Annotated in this window: 15 protein-coding genes and 2 pseudogenes; 14 read left to right on the forward strand and 3 right to left on the reverse strand. The window is 48.4% G+C overall.

Annotated features, from left to right (window positions below):
* Positions 1 to 66: 66 nt before the first annotated feature.
* Positions 67 to 1,380: a homoserine dehydrogenase gene (locus K2P83_RS10040; RefSeq protein WP_292928780.1), complete on the forward strand. Its 1,314-nt coding sequence runs from the start codon at positions 67 to 69 to the stop codon at positions 1,378 to 1,380.
* 119 nt (positions 1,381 to 1,499) lie between these two features.
* The gene (gene thrC, locus K2P83_RS10045) at positions 1,500 to 2,915 is read left to right on the forward strand and encodes a threonine synthase (protein WP_292928781.1); all 1,416 of its coding nucleotides are present in this window, start codon (positions 1,500 to 1,502) and stop codon (positions 2,913 to 2,915) included.
* A 361-nt stretch (positions 2,916 to 3,276) separates the two neighbouring features.
* On the opposite strand, the gene K2P83_RS10050 is transcribed toward thrC, so the two are convergent.
* The gene (locus tag K2P83_RS10050) at positions 3,277 to 3,486 is read right to left on the reverse strand and encodes a DUF4214 domain-containing protein (protein WP_292928782.1); all 210 of its coding nucleotides are present in this window, start codon (positions 3,484 to 3,486) and stop codon (positions 3,277 to 3,279) included.
* A gap of 18 nt (positions 3,487 to 3,504) precedes the next feature.
* A complete protein-coding gene (locus K2P83_RS10055; protein WP_292928805.1) occupies positions 3,505 to 3,759 on the reverse strand; it encodes a hypothetical protein in 255 nt (84 codons plus the stop codon).
* Here K2P83_RS10055 and K2P83_RS10060 point away from each other — a divergent pair.
* From K2P83_RS10060 to rpmE, 11 genes and pseudogenes are all read left to right on the forward strand, one after another.
* A pseudogene (locus K2P83_RS10060) lies at positions 3,748 to 4,334 on the forward strand (M18 family aminopeptidase); the annotation flags it as partial. The gene K2P83_RS10055 and the pseudogene K2P83_RS10060 sit on opposite strands and share 12 nt — an antisense overlap.
* Before the next feature lie 49 nt (positions 4,335 to 4,383).
* The gene (locus K2P83_RS10065; protein ID WP_292928784.1) at positions 4,384 to 8,760 is read left to right on the forward strand and encodes a tetratricopeptide repeat protein; all 4,377 of its coding nucleotides are present in this window, start codon (positions 4,384 to 4,386) and stop codon (positions 8,758 to 8,760) included.
* 441 nt (positions 8,761 to 9,201) lie between these two features.
* Positions 9,202 to 10,431 (forward strand): DUF697 domain-containing protein, encoded by a 1,230-nt coding sequence (locus K2P83_RS10070; protein WP_292928786.1) that lies wholly within the window; start codon positions 9,202 to 9,204, stop codon positions 10,429 to 10,431.
* Complete coding sequence (locus K2P83_RS10075; RefSeq protein ID WP_292928788.1) at positions 10,428 to 11,981, forward strand: GTPase; 1,554 nt, start codon at positions 10,428 to 10,430, stop codon at positions 11,979 to 11,981. Before K2P83_RS10070 ends, K2P83_RS10075 begins: the two co-directional genes overlap by 4 nt.
* Positions 11,982 to 12,051: 70 nt before the next feature.
* Positions 12,052 to 12,813, forward strand: coding sequence for a DUF3750 domain-containing protein (locus K2P83_RS10080; protein ID WP_292928790.1), 762 nt, complete (start codon positions 12,052 to 12,054; stop codon positions 12,811 to 12,813).
* Between the two features lie 112 nt (positions 12,814 to 12,925).
* The gene (locus K2P83_RS10085; RefSeq protein ID WP_292928791.1) at positions 12,926 to 13,939 is read left to right on the forward strand and encodes an extracellular solute-binding protein; all 1,014 of its coding nucleotides are present in this window, start codon (positions 12,926 to 12,928) and stop codon (positions 13,937 to 13,939) included.
* A gap of 104 nt (positions 13,940 to 14,043) precedes the next feature.
* Positions 14,044 to 15,645 (forward strand): iron ABC transporter permease, encoded by a 1,602-nt coding sequence (locus K2P83_RS10090; RefSeq protein ID WP_292928793.1) that lies wholly within the window; start codon positions 14,044 to 14,046, stop codon positions 15,643 to 15,645.
* A gap of 4 nt (positions 15,646 to 15,649) precedes the next feature.
* Positions 15,650 to 16,705: an ABC transporter ATP-binding protein gene (locus K2P83_RS10095; RefSeq protein ID WP_292928795.1), complete on the forward strand. Its 1,056-nt coding sequence runs from the start codon at positions 15,650 to 15,652 to the stop codon at positions 16,703 to 16,705.
* Positions 16,706 to 16,930: 225 nt separating this feature from the next.
* A complete protein-coding gene (gene trxA / locus K2P83_RS10100; RefSeq protein WP_292928797.1) occupies positions 16,931 to 17,257 on the forward strand; it encodes a thioredoxin TrxA in 327 nt (108 codons plus the stop codon).
* Between the two features lie 146 nt (positions 17,258 to 17,403).
* Entirely contained in the window at positions 17,404 to 18,663 is a 1,260-nt protein-coding gene (rho, locus tag K2P83_RS10105) for a transcription termination factor Rho (RefSeq protein ID WP_292928799.1), read from the forward strand.
* Between the two features lie 94 nt (positions 18,664 to 18,757).
* Entirely contained in the window at positions 18,758 to 18,970 is a 213-nt protein-coding gene (gene rpmE / locus K2P83_RS10110) for a 50S ribosomal protein L31 (RefSeq protein ID WP_292928801.1), read from the forward strand.
* A 126-nt stretch (positions 18,971 to 19,096) separates the two neighbouring features.
* Here rpmE and K2P83_RS10115 read toward each other — a convergent pair whose 3' ends face one another.
* The gene (locus tag K2P83_RS10115) at positions 19,097 to 19,417 is read right to left on the reverse strand and encodes a cupin domain-containing protein (RefSeq protein WP_292928803.1); all 321 of its coding nucleotides are present in this window, start codon (positions 19,415 to 19,417) and stop codon (positions 19,097 to 19,099) included.
* 296 nt (positions 19,418 to 19,713) lie between these two features.
* Between K2P83_RS10115 and K2P83_RS10120 the strand changes: the two are divergent.
* A pseudogene (locus K2P83_RS10120) lies at positions 19,714 to 19,912 on the forward strand (IS3 family transposase); the annotation flags it as partial.
* Positions 19,913 to 20,104: the final 192 nt, after the last annotated feature.

Consider the following 20,104-nt stretch of genomic DNA (forward strand, 5'->3'; position numbering starts at 1 on the left):
GTCTTCCGGCTCATATAATCAGGCGACCGGTTATTTCATCAATCAGTTTGTTAACTTTTAAAATTTATGAAACCCATCAATATTGGCTTGTTAGGAATTGGCACTGTGGGCGGAGGTACGTACACCGTTCTCAAACGCAATCAGGAAGAAATAGCTCGTCGTGCGGGACGTGAAATCAAAGTCAAAATGATCGCCGACAAGGATTTAGACCGGGCGCGGAGTTTTGCGGATCACGATGTGATCGTGACCGATAACGCGCATGAAGTCACTACACATCCCGACATTGATATTGTGGTTGAGCTGATCGGTGGGCAAACGATTGCCAAGAACCTGATATTGGAAGCAATTGCTCACGGCAAACATGTCGTGACAGCCAATAAAGCTTTGCTGGCCAATCATGGCACCGAAATATTTGCCGTGGCGCGCACAAAAGGGGTGATGGTGGCTTTTGAAGCGGCCGTTGCAGGTGGAATTCCGATTATTAAAGCACTGCGTGAAGGATTAACGGCTAACCGTATTACCTGGATTGCCGGAATTATCAACGGCACTTCGAATTTTATTTTGTCGGAAATGCGTGATAAGGGATTGTCCTTTGAGCAGGTTTTAGCTGAGGCGCAAAAACTGGGTTATGCCGAAGCGGATCCTACGTATGACATTGAAGGCATTGATGCGGCGCATAAAATTACATTAATGTCAGCGATTGCATTCGGCATCCCGGTGCAATTCAGTAAAGTGTATACCGAAGGAATTACTAAGCTGACCGGTGAAGACATACGCTATGCCGAAGAACTCGGTTACCGGATCAAATTGTTGGGAATTACCAAGCGCGTGGAGAAAGGCATTGAATTGCGCGTGCATCCCACATTAATTCCGGTGCGCCGTTTAATTGCCAATGTCGAAGGCGTGATGAACGCGATTGTTGTCAAGGGTGACGCTGTTGGCGCGACACTCTACTACGGCGCCGGAGCGGGCGCTGAACCGACTGCCAGTTCGGTGATTGCCGATCTGGTGGATGTGACGCGCATGCAAACCGCTGAACCGATGCATCGGGTTCCAACATTATCCTTCCAGCCCGATCTGTTGTCCGATACACCGGTGATTCCGATGGAAGATGTGGAAACATCGTATTACCTAAGAATGCAAGTAATCGACAAGCCCGGTGTGATGGCGGAGATTACGCGCATCGTGGCGGAGAATAATATTTCTATCAGCGCGTTGATTCAGAAGGAACCGAGCAGCGATTCAGATCGTGTCAGCATTATTATGCTGACACACCTGACGGTGGAGAAAAATATCAACGCGGCCATTGCCCGTATTGAGTCCTTGCCGGTGGTGACGAGTAAAGTGATCCGTATTCGTATTGAAGAATTAAATAATTAAGAATTAAACCCTTGAAATGGATGTAGTGATGATCATTGTATCCATTTTTCAGACACAGCCCCTGTTTTTTAACGCTGTTGTGTGATGCAATAGCCTTTACTGAACTCATAAAATCAAGTATGCGTTATATTTCAACTCGTGGTGGAATGCCACCCAAATCGTTTTCAGAAATCCTATTAAGCGGTTTGTCTCCCGACGGCGGATTGGCGATGCCGGAATCGTATCCGCAGATTACCGCAGCAGAATTGAATGCGTGGCGTGGTTTGAGTTATCCGGCGCTTGCGTTCGAAATCCTGTCGCGCTTTGTCGATGATATTCCGTCGAACGATTTGCGCAATCTGATTCATCAAACCTATACCGCCGAAGTGTTTGGCAGTGCGGATGTCACGCCGCTTAAAACGCTGGAGCCGGGTTTGCATATTCTGGGATTGTCCAATGGGCCGACCTTGGCGTTTAAAGATATCGCGATGCAGTTGCTTGGCAATTTGTTTCAATACCAATTGGCCAAAACCGGTGACGAGCTGAACATTCTCGGTGCGACCTCGGGGGATACGGGCTCCAGTGCCGAATACGCCATGCGCGGCAAGCACGGCATCCGGGTTTTTATGTTGTCTCCTCTGGGGAAAATGAGCCGTTTCCAGACGGCGCAGATGTTTTCCTTACAGGATAAAAATATTTTCAATATTGCTATTCGCGGCGTATTCGACGATTGCCAAGATATCGTCAAGGCCGTCAGTAATGATCATGCGTTCAAACAAGCGCACCGGATCGGCACAGTCAATTCGATCAACTGGGCGCGCATCGTGGCGCAGGTGGTGTATTACTTCAAAGGCTATTTTGCCGCGACTAAAAGCAATGATGAGCAAGTCTCTTTTGCTGTCCCGTCCGGGAATTTTGGCAATATCTGCGCGGGTCACGTGGCGCGAATGATGGGCCTGCCGATTAAACACCTAATTCTGGCGACCAATGAGAACGATGTGCTGGATGAGTTTTTCAGAGCCGGTGTTTATCGTCCGCGTGCCACTACCGAAACTCAGCACACCAGCAGCCCGTCGATGGATATTTCTAAAGCCTCCAATTTTGAGCGATTTATTTTTGACCTGACCGAAAGAAACGCCAAGCAAGTGGTTGAATTGTGGTCAGCAGTGGATAAAGGCAAAGCCTTCGATTTATCGATCACACCGCTATTTGCAAAAATTAAGGATTATGGCTTTGTATCCGGCAGCAGCAACCACGCCGGACGCATTGCTACCATTCATGATATCTATCAGCGTTATCACGTTCTGGTTGATACGCATACTGCAGATGGTCTGAAAGTCGGTCAGGCGTACCGTGAAGCCAGCGTGCCGCTGATCTGTCTGGAAACCGCGCTACCAGTGAAATTTGCCGAAAGCATCCAGGAAGCCATTGGTCACGAACCAAAACGCCCGACGGGTTTCGAGAATCTGGAGAGTTTGCCGCAGCGGTTTGTTGTTAAGGATGCGGATGTGGCGACGGTGAAAAACTATATTGATGAGCAGTGTAGAGCGAAGTAGTTTAGTAGGTTGGAGTGAGTAGTAAACTCCAACAATTGAGAAGTAAAGAGCATGTTTAGCTCCTTTTGACAATTACACCTACCGCTTTTCTGTGCAAATGAAACTCGGTATGTTTTAGCCAAAGTTACAAAGCAAGCGAAGAGCTTTTGGCCTTTTAAAGGAATTGAGCAGAGCATAACTATTTTGAGTAGCTATCGCCCCCTTTCAAGCTATTGCTTGCGCGACAGGTGTACCTATATTGTCAAAGTTAAGCACCTTCAAACGATTCAACGTTTCAATACGCTTAAGGCTGTACGCCAATGTCATCAAGAGCCCACTCCCATCATGGCGCGTGCTGCCCAATACTGCGCCGGAAGTTACCCTATACCCACCCGTCCTGGAATAGGACGCTGCCGATCAGATGGGTGACAGCTTCGGAACTTTGTGCAATCTCAACCGGCAGCCAATTGCGATCTATTTGATTGCTTTCCAGCCGAGATAATTGCAGTTCGAGTTCATCGCCGGTTGCAGACCGCCCCAATGTTTGGGTGTAGATCGTTTGCACATAATCGGTATCGGATAAATCTTGCAAATCGGCCCGCTGCTGAAACTAATCCAGAATTGCATCCGGGTCGTAAGGCTTTTGCAATGTTTCGCGTCCGAGTTGCCATTCCGCTGCGGTGGCATCGCGGTTAAAGAAGCTGTGCACCAGGCGCGATAAAATGCCTTCGGTTTGATTGTGCGCAATCACGACGGTTTCATTGTTGTCGAATGCAACCATTTCGGCATTCTTAATGCTGAACATGGCGCCATCACTGAGTTGTGTCAATTCCAGACGATTACCGGAAAACTTCAGGTGCCACAACCTTATTTTCTGGCATTGCTGGAAGAGGCGGCAGGCATCGGCGCTGCGCAAATTCTATTGTGGGATTTGGCGGTTTACGACACGCAGAAAGGCACGTTTTGGGGCGCGAATCAGTAATTGCCCGCCGACAGTCAGATCAATAACCTGGCTTCCTGCCACGCCGGACCGCAAGCCTTGCTGGACGATACCACCCTGAACAATGCTGAAAGCACGCTGGTGTGCGCGTTTTTTGATCACGAAGAAATTGGCAGCGAAAGCCATATTAGTGCCGCTGGAAGCTTTCTATCCGATGTCTTGCAGCGCATCAGCATCGCGACGTCATCGGAGCGCGAAGATGCGGCACCACGCGCTTTATCCAGTGGTGCGAAGATGCCGGTGTTCCCTATCAACGCTACTCGCACCGCAGCGACTTGTTCTGCGGCAGCACCATCGGCCCGATCGCCTCAGCAAAACTCGGCATCCGCAGCGTCGATATCGGCTGCCCAATGTGGGCGATGCACAGCATCCGCGAAAGCGCCGGTGTGCAGGATCATGAGGATATGATCAAAGTGTTGAAACGGTTTCTTAGCGATTAGGTGCGGTAAACTACTGCACTTATTACTAAATCCGTATACCGGGCTAGACATGACCAAACTTTTTATTTCGCATAGCTCGCAAGATGATGCTTTTGTTCGTGAACTGCGTGAAGCGCTTGCCGACCACGGTCAAGCTGGTTGGATCGATTCGCGCGAGTTGCGTGGTGGCGATCCGCTTTGGACGGAAATCCAGAAGGCCATTGATGACGCATCGGCTTACGCAGTCGTGGTCAGCACGAATTCACTGCAATCCAAGTGGGTGGGTAAGGAATTGTGTTATGCGTTGGAAGTGCAAAAGCAACGCGGCAAAGAGCAGTTTCCGGTGATTCCGCTGTCACTTGACGGCACTAAGCTTGGTGTACTGGAAAATTTCTTTGCTGAAGAATCGATTTATATTTCCGTGAGCAGCCAAGCAGGTGGTGTCGAGGCCGCAATGAATGCGATCCTGGTTGCATTGAGGCTGCGAGATCCCGCTGACGTCGCTGCGACACCGCAGCCCAAAGCCGAGCCGCTGGAAGAACTCGTACTCGAATTGAGTGATTTGAGATTCAACGACAGAGAAGGCAAACGCCGTGCCTCGGCTCGCGCTCGGCTGATTTACGAACCGGCAACACCAGGGCAACGTGAAGTTACAAGCGTGCAATCATGGCGATTCATTGCACCCATCGATCCCATCGAAGCCGAAGAATTGCGCTGGTATTTGGAAAAATACGCCATTTGGCCGAGTCATTATTTCCGCGACCGGGCACGCAAGGTAGAAGAGAATCTGAAGGCATGGGGAAAACTGCTTTACGAAGCGGCGATACCTGTCGCGCATACCGCCAATGTCATGCAAGCGTGGGCGCGGATTAATGGCGGCGCCGGACGCCGGTTTTCGGTTCACGTCGATACCGCACTTGAAGCGGACGCGCCGGGAGCCGAAGTGAATGCAGCACGCGAAGTTGCCACCTTGTTGCTTGGTTTGCCGTGGGAATTGCTGCACGATGACGATGGCTACTTGTTTCAAGGAGCGAAACCCACCCGGGTACGCCGCCGCTTACCGAATACCGGCGTATATGATGTGCCGGTGGTCGCCACGCCGATCCGTATCCTGCTGGTCACCGCCAGACCGGAAGACGAAGCTTGCGGCTACTTCGATCACCGTGCAAGCGCATTGCCGCTGGTCGAAGCGCTGGAAGCGCTGCCCGGTTTGGTCAAGCTGTGGGTGCTCAATCCGCCGACATTACCGGCTTTGCGCAAAGAATTCGATCGCGCGCGCGACGAAAACAAACCATATCATGTCGTTCATTTCGACGGCCACGGCGTATATGACCGCTATGCGGGTCTTGGCGGATTGTGTTTCGAGCTTCCCGAAGATGCCGGCAAGCTCGAGCGACGCCGCCATGCCACCATCTACACCAACGAACTCGGTCCATTATTGCGTGATCACCGCATTCCGCTGGTTTTCCTGGAAGCGTGTCAAACCGCACAAGCGGAAAAAGCTTCTGAATCCGTCGCTTCCGAATTACTGAAGGTGGGTATCGCTTCCGTAGTCGCCATGAGCCACAGCGTACTGGTTGAAACAGCAAAACGTTTTGTCGCAGCGTTTTATCAGGCATTGGCCGCAGGTAAACGCGTCGGCGACGCCATGCTTGCCGGTCAGCGGCAACTGAAGGACGATAGCTTTCGCGGACGCATTTTCGGCGCCGGTGAGCTGCGGCTGGAAGATTGGTTCGTGCCGGTGCTGTTCCAGGAAAAGGACGATCCGCAACTGTTCAAAACCGCACCCGCGAAGCAAACACGGGAAGATTTTCAATCCAGGTTACAGATACGGCTCGGTGAATTGCCGCCGGAACCGCAAACCGGCTTTGTCGGGCGCAGCCGCGAACTGCTGGCATTGCAGCGGCTGTTGCTGCACGAGCGCTACGCCGTGGTGCGCGGCCAAGGCGGCGAAGGCAAAACCGCGCTGGCCGCCGAATTTGCCCGCTGGATGGTGCGCTCGCAGCAAATCCGCCGCGCCGCATTTGTTTCGGTTGAAACGCACAGCCACGCTGCCGCAGTGCTCGATACGCTCGGCCGCCAGTTGGTGGATCAGGATTATTCGGTCGCCACGTTCCAGAACATAGGCCAAGCCATGCAGCCGGTGGAACGGGCATTGCGCGAGCAAGCCACTTTGTTGATCGTCGACAACATGGAGAGCATCCTGTTGCCGCCTTTTATGCAGCATGAAACTCCGCAAGCCTTATCGGACGACGCATATGAAACATTGCAAGGAATACTCGCGCTATGCGAACGGCTGCTGCAAGTTGGCGACACACGATTGCTGTTTACCAGCCGCGAGGCGTTACCCGCGCCGTTCGATGCCGAACGCAATCGCCGCGAATTGCACCGGCTCGACCGCCACGATGCGGTTAAATTGGTCGAACGGGTGTTGAATGCCGCCGGTGATGAAGCGGGTACCGCCAGCGACGCCGCCCGCGAAGAAATCGAGCAACTGGTCGACGCGGTGCATGGCCACGCCCGCACCTTGTCGCTGCTGGCGCCGGAATTGCGCAGCCGCGGCGTTACCGCGACGCACGCATCGCTCGTCGAGTTAATGGCTGACATGGAACGGCGCTTTCCCGGCAACCGCGAGCAATCGGTATTTGCCAGCGTCGAATTGTCGTTGCGCCGCCTGTCGCAGGAAAATCGACAGCGGGTGCATGCGCTGGGAGTGTTTCACGGCGTGGCCGATCTGGATGTGCTTCGTCTTATGATGCAATGGCAAGAAGCCGATGTGGCTTCGCTGGCAAATGAGCTGATTGAAACCGGACTGGCGACACCGGATCGTTACAACCACCTCACGCTGAACCCTGCGCTTTGTCCCTACTTGCGCGGAAAGTTAGAGGTTAACGAACGGGAATCGTTGACAACGCGTTGGGTTGAGGCGATGCAACCGTATGTTGACTACCTCGTGCAGCAACGAAGTCAGAACATCGAAATCGCAGCAACGCTGACAGTGCTGGAACTGCCAAACTTGTTTGCATTGCTGAATCGAGTACAACGTACCGGGAATGTGGAAACGACCATTGACCTGACTACTTCGCTTTTCTCCTTGTTGCAATCTATCGGTAAACCGCGATTGCTGGAGCAAGTTGGACAGATACGCGATGCTGCCGTAACAGCATCCGGCGATACTTGGAATCACGTGAAATTTGGCGCGCAACGAACCCGCATCGAGCAGCAATGGGCTGCTGGCCGGTTGCGTGAGGCTTTCGATGCAGCGCAAGCATTGTTGCAGCGTGCCCGAATGGCGGGGGAACAAGCCTACCCTGGTGCCGATTACGATCTGGCGATGGCGCATTTCTTACTCGCACGGGTATTGGAAATGGCTGGTGGCGCTGATCAGGCATTGCCATTGCTGAACGAAGCCCGATATCGTTTCGAAGCCATCGCACAGCAACAAGATAACAAATCCGCAGAAGGAATGGCAGCAGCGTGCTTTACGGAGCAAGGTGATTGTTTTGTCGATTTGGGTCGATTGGATGAAGCAGTCGTGGCGTATGAAGAAAGAATTCGCCGCGGAAAACAACTTGGTGATGATAGAGGTATTGCCGTGGGTAAAGCGCAGCTTGGAACCGTTTATTTGCAGCAGCGCAAATATCCCGAAGCGCTGCAAGCGTATGCCGAAGCTCGTGAACAATTTGTGCAATTGAACGAACCGGTTTCTATAGCTGCGAGCTGGCATCAGACAGGCATGGTGTATCAATCAATGAAACAACCGGCTGCGGCGGAGGATGCCTACCGGCAATCGCTCAAAATCGAAGTTCAGATCGGCAGTGTTGGCGGACAGGCGAGCACGCTCAATCAATTGGGGGGACTATATGATGCCATCAACCGCCCGGAAGAAGCGGTGGCTTTTTTCCGGCAAGCAGCAGATAAGTATGTTGAGATCGGCGATACAGCCAGTGAAGGAAGAACAAGAAATAATCTTGGCAACACCTTATGCAAGCTTCGCCGTTTCGACGAAGCGCGGCAGGAAATCCGTCGTGCGATAGCTTGTGCTGCTCCATTGGGTCACGCTGCTGAACCTTGGAATACTTGGAGCATTCTTGCCGACATCGAAACCGCGGCCGGTAATTCCGCTGCTGTCGCTGAAGCAAAGCAAAAAGCGATTACCAGTTACCTTGCTTACCGTCGCGATGGCGGTGAGAATCACCATCCCGACGGGCGCATCAGCGTTGCGATAACCGAGCGATTGCTTGCCGGAGATACTGCAGCGGCTGCAGCGTTGCTGCAGCAACTCGCCGATGATCCCGAAGCCGGTTGGCTTCAACCTTTCATCCAAGCGCTGCAAGCCATTGTCGATGGCAGTCGCGACCGCAGCCTTGCCGATGCGCCCGATCTGGGCCATACGATGGCAGCCGAAATTCTCTTGCTGATTGAAACGCTGGAAAAACCCCGTTAGCGCTAGCACTTCGCGGTAAGATTGCGTCCAATTAATGGAGTCTAGATTGTTTGGAATGTTTTTCTTTCGTTATTATTGTCCGATCCTATCAAATCGCCGATAGCTTTACCCGGCAAGGACGATTCTGAATAACCCGCTGTTGTCATTCCGGAATGCAGTGAGGAATCTTATTGCATCAACGGGATAGATTTCTCGCGTTGCTCGAAATGACAGTTTTTTAGAGATTCCCTGGAAACTATACCCACCCTTCCTGCAATAAGACGCTGCCGATCAGATGGGTCGCAGCTTCGGAACTCTGTGCGATTTCAACCGGCAGCCAGTTGCGATCTACTTGATGGTTTTATTATTCGCTGGAGGTGCTCGGACAATTGGAGTTGTTTTGAATCAAAAAATGATCTCAAACTTATATCTGTTTTGCACTGATGATAAGATGGCAGTGTGATGAAACTGAACGATCTAAAAAACTGGACAGATTACTGGGAGCAACTCCGCACAGCACTGCTGGCGCCCAGTGTTGATAAATCGTTGCTGGAAGCATCTTTGCGCGAAGCGCGTGCCAAGATGCCGGTACCGGTATTATGGTTGTTGGGCAAAACACAGGCGGGCAAGACCTCGATTATCCGGGCGTTGACTGGTAGCGTAGCGGCCGAGATCGGCAATGGTTTTCAACCGTGCACGCGTAATTCCCGTTTTTATGATTTTCCAGCCGACATACCGATCGTCAGGTTTCTGGATACGCGCGGCTTGGGAGAAGTTTCCTATGATCCGAGCGATGATATGCAATATTGCGAGTCTCAGTCGCATTTGCTGGTTGCTGTGATGAAAGTTGCTGACGTTAATCAGACTGCTGTATTTGATGTGCTGCATACCATCCGGCTGCGGCATCCCGAATGGCCTTTGCTAATTGTGCAAACCGGTTTGCATGAGATTTATCCCAATGGATGCGGACATATTCATCCGTGGCCGTATGCCGAGGATCCCTTACCGGAAACTATTCCGCTCGATTTGCGCCGTGCTTTGCTGGCACAACGGGATGCTTTGAAGCAATTACCGGGTTTTGCTCCGATGTGCTGGGTGGCGGTTGATTTGACATTGCCGGAAGATGGATTGGAGCCACCGGATTATGGCTTGGAAGCCTTGTGGCGGGCGATTGAATCACTTTTGCCGTTAGGCTTGCAACAGCAGCTTAGTGGCGATAGAGAAGTGCATGACTTGTATGCGCGTACTGCGCACCAGCAAATTTCGGGTTATGCGCTTGCAGCGGCAGGTCTGGGTGCTTTGCCGGTGGTGGATCTGGTGGCAGTGTCGGCGGTTCAGGCCAAACTCTTACATAGCCTGGCGATTCTGTACGGGCAGCGCTGGGATAAAAGCACCCTAACAGAATTTTTGGGATTGATGGGTGCGGGGATTGCGTCCAGTTATCTGCTACGGTTGTTCAGCCGGGCGGTGGTTAAAGTGATTCCTTTCTGGGGACAAACGGTGGGTGCAGTGTGGGGCGCCAGTTCTAGCGGTGCGACTACGTATGCATTAGGAAAAGCAGCCATTTATTTCTTTGTCCGGCGCAAGGATGGTTTGAATGTCGATCCTGAAGCATTGCGACGCATCTATGCGGATGAATTGGAACGCGGTGCATCGCTACTTAAGGAGCGTTTGCGGGGTAAATCGGAATGAAAGCACCGCTTCCAGCTGTTGATCCGTTACGATTATTGGTACTTACCCTGCTGGTATTGCCTGTGCTGGCATTGCTTGGCTTTGGGATGTTGTGGTTGTGGCAGAGCGGCAATTTACAGGCTTGGTTGATTGCGATGGTGGTATGCGGCGGTCTGGGTTACGGTTTGCAGCAATGGCTGGTGCGGCGCGAACGACAATTACTAACGGATACGGTTACCGAGCCTAACCCGGATTGGCCGCCGAGTGCGGAAGTCGTGTGGCGAAAAGTCGAAGCATTGGCGGAAACTTGTAATCCGGAGGATTGGCCTCTTGAAGACGGCACATGGGTGCCGGAACTGGGGCAGAAGGCGCTGCAAACCGTTGCGCATTGTTATCATCCGAATGTTGAAAAGCCGTTGCTCGAATTGACTGTGCCGCATACCTTATTGATTATCGAACGTGCGAGCCGTGATTTGCGCCGGGATGTCGCTGAAAAAATACCGTTTAGCAATCGCCTGACTATCGGTGATCTGTTCCGGATACAACGCTGGAAGGCCAAGGCGGAACAAATAGTGAATATCTACCGTGCAGGCAGCATCATTTTCAATCCGGTCAATGCCTTGCTTGGGGAAGCTTGGCGGCATTTGCGCGAGCGTAGTTTTGATCAGGCCAGGGATGAACTGCACCGCTGGTTTTTGCGTGCCTATATCTGCAAGGTGGGCTATTACGCGATAGATCTGTATAGCGGACGTCTACCGCTGGGCGACGAAGAGTCTGCAACATTACCCACACCGGAATCCCAAGCTGACCTGAAACAAATTGAGGAAAAGGCAAAATCAACTGTTGAGCCATTGCGTATTCTTGTTCTTGGACGGTCCAATGCGGGTAAATCCAGTTTGATCAATGCCTTGTTTGGGAAACTTACAACCACCGCGGATGTATTGCCTGATACGACCCAAGCACTACAGCCATTCACTTTGTCACGTGAAGGGCTAACCCAGGCATTGATCCTCGATAGCCCAGGATGTGACAGTTCATTTTTTGACGATAAACAAATGTTGGCAGCAGCCGGGAATGCCGATTTGATTTTGTGGATTAGTCCGGCTAATCGCCCCGATCGGCAGGCTGAACGTAACTGCATTGATGCTTTGCGCGCATCCCAGGCCGTGCGAATGGATCGCCGCCCGCCTCCATTGCTGGTAGTTGCGAGTTTTATCGATCGCTTGCGGCCGTTGAATGAATGGCACCCTCCTTATGATTTGACAAATCGGCAGGATATCAAGGCAGTCAACATCACTGCTGCGGTACGGGCTATCGCTAGTGATTTGGCTGTGCCGGTTGAGCAGGTAATCCCTGTTTGTCTGCTGGCAGATAAAATCTATAACGTGGATGATACGCTGTGGGCGGCCATATTGAATCACCAGGATGTAGCGCTCAGAGTGCGTCTGATACGTTGTTTGGATGCAAGAAAGCGTGCCGAAGACTGGGTCATGCTGCGCCGCCAGTTGGCCGGTGCCGGGCGGTTTCTTCGGGATTTGCCGGAGATGCTGGGTAAACGCTCCGGGCGTTAATGCGAGTTTCTTGTATTAGACCTAGATTGTCTGTGTGATTCGATTTTACTTGTGGTAGATATGTTCAGAAATGTTTAAAAAACAAGTTGTACTTTCTTTTCTTCTTTTGCTGAATTCCATAGCATTAATAGTTATCCCTGGTCATGTGCAGGCTCAGTACTGGTGGAATGCCAGCCGTGAACCGGTTGGGTTGGCGCCTGATCCAGCTACAACGCCGGAAGCGATTATTCAGATTTATGGCGCACGTGCTTATAGCTGGCGGGGTTATTTGGGAATTCATACCTGGATTGCCGTGAAACCCGCTCAAGCAAAGTCCTATACCATTTATGAAGTGATTGGATGGTTGCAACGAAGGAAAATGCCGGTGTTGGTGATCTACGAGAATGTACCCGATAGGCGCTGGTACGGCAATATGCCTGAAATATTGCTGGAGAAACGCGGTGATGGCGTCGATGCGCTGATTGAGAAAATTGATCAAGCGGCACGGAATTATCCCTATGCAAAAGAGTATACGATTTGGCCGGGGCCCAATTCCAATACATTTACGGCTTGGGTTTCGCGAGCGGTGCCGGAACTGCAACTTGATCTGCCGCCAACGGCAATTGGTAAGGATTATCTGGGTTATCGATTGATTTCTCAGGCACCGAGTGGCAGTGGTTTTCAGATTTCATTTTTTGGTTTGATGGGTGTGCTGGTTAGTGCTGTGGAAGGTATTGAGTTCAACCTATTGGGCCTGTCGTTTGGTGTTAATTGGAATACACCAACGATCAGATTGCCATTGGTAGGACGCAAAGATTTGGATCTATGGCCTCAGCCAGTGATTGAAAAATAGTTGTAATCGTAAGATCCTAAGCCTACGATATTTAATTGATAATTATTCGTATTCATAATATAGTAAACAACAATGAATTGAGCCTATGAACATTTTTCCTGGAAGTTTTGTCATGCCAAGATTTAACAGAAATCGTTTTGTTGTCGCAGTTTCGTTTGTTTTCTCTTTGTTTTCCGCGCACTCGGTACATGCCGAAGAAGTGGTGGTTTATTCTGCGCGGATTGAGCAACTCATTAAACCGATGTTTGATGCCTTTACCAAAGAAACTGGGATTAAGGTCAGATATACGACAGACAATGAAGGTGCATTGATTGCTCGATTGGAAGCCGAGGGGAAAAATACACCGGCCGACATGCTGATAACAGCGGATGCCGGTAATCTTTGGGCGGCTGCGCGGGCAGGGCTGTTGAAACCTGTTAAATCCGATGTGCTGGATAATAATATTCCAGTGCATTTGCGGGATCCGGGAAATGAATGGTTTGGCTTGTCAATACGCGCACGCACATTGATTTATAACACAAAAAGAGTGGACTCTTCTGAGCTCTCCACATATGAGGATCTGGCTGATCCCAAGTGGCGCAAACGGCTATGTCTGCGCACTTCGAAGAAAGTGTATAACCAATCTCTGGTAGCGATGTTGATTGCGGAACATGGTGAAGCTGAAGCGGAGAAAATTGTCAGAGGCTGGGTAGCCAATTTGGCAACAGATCCGCTGTCGGATGACACGCGGGCTTTGGAATTTGTTGCAGCCGGTAAATGTGATGTGACTTTGGTCAATACCTATTACTTTGGCCGGTTAATGCAGAAAGATCCCAGCTTACCCTTGGCAGTTTTTTGGCCAAACCAGAATAACAGTGGTGTGCATGTCAATATTTCAGGCGCAGGGATAACGCGATACAGCCGGAATGAGCAAGCTGCCATTCAATTGCTGGAATTTTTATCATCCGATAAAGCGCAGAATCTATTTGCTGATGTAAATATGGAATATCCCGCCAATCCAAGAATTAAAGTGGATCCATTTGTTGCGGCGTGGGGCAGTTTTAAGCAAAATCCAATGAATCTGGTTAAAGCCGGTGAATTACAAACAACCGCTGTGAAATTGATGGATCGTGCAGGTTACCGGTAAATTGTCAATGGGAGTGCAAGGAATAATTCAGCCCGAATGGGCTGGTAGAAAATAGAACCCATTCAGAGAAGAATTTTTCTGTGCCGTCCTGCCCCTACCTTTAAATGACCATCTGGCGTCTGGTTCCTTTTATAACAGCAGCATTGGTGCTGGCGCCTGTTGGCGTGGTCGTTTCATCTTTTTTTGCGCCTGCCAGTGATATTTGGCAGCATCTGTTTGAAACTACGCTGCCACTATTGCTTATCAATACGCTTTGGCTTGCATTGGGCGTGATCGTTGGTACTGCATTGCTGGGCATCAGTCTGGCTTGGTTTACGGCTGTTTATGAATTTCCCGGCCGCCGCTTTTTTTCCTGGGCTTTGTTGTTACCACTGGCGATACCGGCTTATGTGACGGCATTTGTTGCATTAGGTCTGTTTGATTTCACCGGTCCTATACAGACCACACTACGTACTTGGCTGGATAACGACTTATCCTGGTTCCCGGATATACGAAGCAGGGCAGGGGTCATCATTGTTATGACCCTGGCTTTTTATCCTTATGTGTATTTGCTGGCACGGAATGCTTTCTTGAGCCAGGGAAAGCGTTCGCTGGAAGTAGCGCAATCCCTCGGCTTTAACCGTAAACAAGGCTTCTTTAAAGTGGTGTTACCGATGGCGCGTCCCTGGATAGCCGGGGGTATCATGCTGGTATTGATGGAAACATTGGCGGATTTTGGCACCGTCGCGGTGTTTAACTACAATACATTTACGACAGCTATTTACAAGGTATGGTTTAGCATGTTTTCGTTGCATGCGGCTTCTCAATTGGCTTCGTTGCTGATTGTTATTGTTTTCGTCGTGATTGTTCTGGAACAGCAATTCAGGTCGCGTATGCGTTATGCTGAAAATAAAAGAACTGAGCGGGCGCAACGTATTCAACTTACAGGCTGGCATAATTGGTTGGTTACCGGTTTTGTTCTGTGCGTTTTGTTTTTGGCATTTTTGTTACCGGTTACGCAATTGTGTTTTTGGGCCATACAGTCGTTTACACCCGATTATGACGTGACCCGGTACTTGGAATTTCTCTGGCATTCATTATCTTTGTCTGGTTTGGCCGCTTTGTTGATTTGCTTGGTTGTGATTACCATAGTTTATGCTTCACGGCGCTATCCTGGCTCAGTCATGCGGTATGCAGTACGTACCGCAACCATTGGTTATGCACTGCCAGGCACAGTTCTAGCGATTGGTGTGTATGTGCCACTTACTTGGTTGGATGGGCAACTCAGCGAATTAGCGCTACGCTGGTTTCAGATTGAAACAGGACAACTGATTCAAGGTACACTAATTACTATGCTGATTGCCTATTTGATACGGTTTATGGCAGTCAGTCATTATCCCATTGATGGTGCCATGCAGCGTATTACACACAGCATTGATGAGGCGGCACTGAGCCTCGGGTTGAGTGGTTGGGCAATGATAAGAGAAGTGCATGTTCCGATACTGAAGTCGGGTATTTTTACTGCTGCTACCTTAGTGTTCGTGGATGTCATGAAGGAGATGCCGATTACACTGATGACGCGCCCATTCGGCTGGGATACGCTGGCTGTCCGGATTTTCGAGATGACCTCGGAAGGACAATGGGAGCAAGCGGCTTTGCCTGCTGTAACGCTTGTACTGGCTGGGTTGATACCGATTTTCTTGTTTATGCGTCAAACTGAGAAGTAAATTGATGGGTACTGTATTACTGCAACTTAACAATATCCGACAGACTTATGGCGAGCAAGTCGTTATTCATGATTTATCCCTGACATTGCAAAAAGGAGATATCGGTTGTTTGCTTGGCCCAAGTGGTTGTGGTAAAACTACCGCATTACGGTGTATTGCTGGTTTCGAGCCGGTGTCTGCAGGAGAAATTTTACTCAATGGTGTTTGTGTGAGTAGTGCAGATTTTCTTGTGCTGCCGGAGCAAAGACGAATTGGTATGGTTTTTCAGGATTACGCGCTATTTCCTCATCTGGATGTGGCTGCCAATATTGGTTTCGGTTTGCATCGGTTAACCAGAGTGGAATGCGAGCGGCGTGTTGATGAGTTGTTGCAGGTTGTGCAACTAACCAATGTATCCAAGAAATATCCGCATGAATTATCGGGTGGCCAACAGCAGCGTGTAGCTCTTGCGCGTGCGCTGGCGCCTAAACCAGAGTTGCTGTTGTTGGATGAGCCCTTTTCAAATCTGGATGTCAGCTTGCGTGAACGCTTAAGCATGGAAGTGCGTGAAATTCTTAAGGATCAGGGAATTACGGCGATACTGGTTACTCATGATCAAGCGGAGGCATTTGCGATTGCCGATGAGATTGGTGTTATGCACCAAGGTGAGATTCAGCAATGGGACACTGCTTTTAATCTTTATCATCGTCCGGTAAATCGTTTTGTGGCAAATTTTGTCGGTCAAGGCGTATTTCTTCCAGGTCGAGTCATTAACGCTCAGCAGATTGAAATTGAGCTAGGAATTTTAACTGGTGAGATTTCACAACTTTGCGATAGTGGTTGCAAGGTAGACGTATTAGTGCGGCCAGATGATATTGTTTACGATGATGCCAGCCCGTTGCAGGCAACAGTGATTCACAAAGCATTTCGCGGTGCAGAGATTTTATATACATTGCGCCTTGTTAATGGCGCCAAGGTAATAGCGTTAGTGCCCAGCCATCATAATCATGTAATTGGTGAGAAAATAGGCATCAAGCTTGAGACAGATCATATCGTGGCATTCCATCGCTCAACGCAGTGACCGTCCATTTTAAATCTATTTCTTGTAGAAACTTTACCCAATTTGATTTTCTGGATGCACTTTAAGAAAAATGATGCTTCCCTTTTAACAATTTTTTCTATAGCATAGCAAATTAGTGTGTATACCTTTCTTTTACAGCTCTATTCCAAGCAATCCCGTAAACCAATCTCTGAGATAATGTCGGGTTTACTAATCTTAAAACTGAATAATTTGAATGAGGATTATATGAGTCAGCATATTCATTACGTTACAGATGCTAATTTTGATGCGGAAGTTTTACAATCGACAATTCCTGTGCTGGTTGATTACTGGGCAGAATGGTGTGGTCCGTGCAAGATGATAGCACCGATACTCGATGAGATTGCAGGTGAATATGGTGACCGCCTTAAAGTGGCCAAACTCAATATTGATGAGAATCAAATAACTCCACCAAAATATGGCATTCGCGGTATTCCGACATTGATGTTATTTAAGAATGGAAATATTGAAGCGACTAAAGTCGGGGCATTATCGAAATCACAATTAACAGCATTTATTGACAGTAACATTTAAACCCGCTAGCCTTATACGATTAGTTGATTTGTGGGTGATACAGATTTGTAAAAGACCACCATTCTATTTAATTATCCCGTCCGTAACAACTTTCCTCCCGGCATCACTATCTTTCAAGTAAGTATTCTTTTTTCACGAGCTTCTTCATGCGTTTATCTGATCTAAAAAACCTACATGTAACTGAATTAGTAAAAATGGCCATCGAAAATGAAATTGATGGCGCCAATCGAATGCGAAAACAGGATCTAATTTTTGCATTGCTTAAAAATCAGGCACGTAAAGGTGAGAATATTTATGGCCATGGGACACTGGAAGTATTACAGGATGGGTTTGGTTTTTTACGTTCTCCAGATACCTCGTATTTGGCCGGTCCTGATGATATTTATATTTCTCCCAGTCAAATCAGACGTTTTAATCTACATACTGGCGATTCAATCGATGGTGAAATTCGTCCTCCCAAGGATGGTGAACGTTATTTTGCGTTGGTAAAAGTTGACAAAGTTAATAACGAGCCTCCAGAAAATTCCAAACAGAAAATCTTGTTTGAGAATCTGACACCATTATTTCCTGATGAAAGATTGATGCTTGAACGTGACATTAAGGCTGAAGAGAATATTACAAGCCGTATTATTGATTTGATTGCGCCTATCGGTAAAGGTCAGCGTGGATTACTTGTTGCTAGTCCAAAATCAGGTAAAACCGTGATGTTGCAACATATCGCACATGCCATTGCAGCTAATTATCCAGATGTGATTCTGATTGTGCTACTGATAGACGAACGTCCTGAAGAGGTAACAGAGATGATCCGCTCTGTCAGGGGCGAAGTGATTTCTTCAACTTTTGATGAATCAGCCATGCGGCATGTGCAAGTGGCTGACATGGTAATTGAGAAAGCTAAGCGTTTGGTTGAGCATAAGAAAGATGTTGTCATATTGCTTGACTCGATCACGCGACTGGCGCGTGCTTATAATACGGTGGTGCCTGCTTCTGGTAAGGTACTGACCGGAGGTGTTGATGCAAGTGCACTGCAACGACCTAAACGTTTCTTTGGAGCCGCCAGAAATGTCGAAGAAGGTGGGTCGCTAACTATTATTGCAACAGCGTTGATTGATACAGGATCACGTATGGATGACGTAATTTATGAAGAATTCAAAGGTACTGGCAATATGGAAATTCATCTTGATCGGAAAATGGCTGAGAAACGGATTTATCCAGCGATTAATGTGAATCGATCAGGTACTCGTCGAGAAGAATTGCTAATTCCTCCAGAAATTTTGCAAAAGATATGGGTGTTACGCAAATTACTTCATCCAATGGACGATATGGATGCTATGGCATTTTTGCTGGATAAAATTAAAGCGACTAAGAATAATTTAGATTTCTTTGATTCTATGAGACGAGTTTAGGAATAGATTTCGTAGTTGCGCCGATATGTACATTAAAGGATAATAAACGGTTTTTAATTTCCCTTCAGGGATGGAATAATTGAGGATATTGGCCATGAAAGCAGACATTCATCCAGACTACCAAGAAATAACAGTAACTTGCAGTTGCGGTAGTGTTTTTAATACGCGCTCGACTATGAATAAACCTCTGAATATTGAGGTTTGCTCGCTTTGTCACCCATTTTATACGGGTAAGCAGAAAATTGTAGATACTGCGGGTAGAGTTGAGAAATTCCGGCAGAAATACAACAAATCAGTGAATAAATAATCGCCGATATATTGCCAATACCATGATGATATTGATTCGCCATTTCAATTTTTCATTTGCACTGTTGTTTGCATAAACCGAATTCTTTAAATTATTCAGGCATCTGATTCGAATTCGAATAGTGCTTCAATAGTGCACAGCAAGCCAGATAGTTTCATTCTCAGGATCTGTCCATGCAACTCTGTGTTTTTTGTGAGCGGAGATATTAATAAAGTCTCCCTCATTAAGCTGCACTGATGTTTGATCATCAAAAGATAATACAGCTTTCCCTCTTAAAACCATAACCCATTCATTCTTTTCCTGATCATACCAATCAGATTCTTGCGATTTCTGGCTTTTTGAAATAATTCTTTCTATCATTACCGTATCATTCTTAACTAGAAGTTCAAAGAACTCTTCTTTTCCTAAGTCTAGAGGAATTCCTGAGAAAAAATTTTGTGATTTCATTCTTGATTTAGTCTAAGCAGTCGACCCTGAAAAAGTATCAAACGACAGTTGTTCTGAAAAAACTACCCGAGAAAACTAACCTGGTCAAGTAAAACCGGAGCTATAGCCAAATCTGGTGTATAGATAATCAAGCGGCATTCTGTATTTGATCCTCTGCTTGTTTTGAGCTTTCCCGAAAAATAATCTTCCAAGGGTGGTGTACAATTAACGTTACATTTGTGAGGAAGACGATGAAGAGGATACCGAAGTAGGAATACACGACCGAGTTCAAGGAGCAAGCGGTCAAGCAAGTGAAGATGGGGAAAGTTGACTGGTTTGGTAGCAAAAGAACTAGGTCTAGTAGAACAAACGCTACCTAACTAGGTAAAGTTGGTGGAGGCAGGCAAACTTAACGGCAAGGGTACCAAGGTTGTCACACCGGAACAGATGGATTTATCCCGGTTACGTGCTGAGAATATAAGGCTGAAACGGGAGTGTGAGATCCTAAAAAAAGCAACGGGAATTTTCCCTCGCCGAGATGTGTACGATATTAGGAGACCTTTGCAAAATTCAACGAATTATCAAACTCGTTACAATTTCTGATTTTTTTGTGAGTATCGCGATAGTTTTTAGTCATTTCCTTGCTGAAATCACGCGAACAATCACTTTCATTGATCAGTATCGGCTCAGAAGGCGCATTTGTCCTAT

Source organism: Nitrosomonas sp. (genome assembly GCF_019752415.1).
Taxonomy (GTDB): Bacteria; Pseudomonadota; Gammaproteobacteria; order Burkholderiales; family Nitrosomonadaceae; genus Nitrosomonas.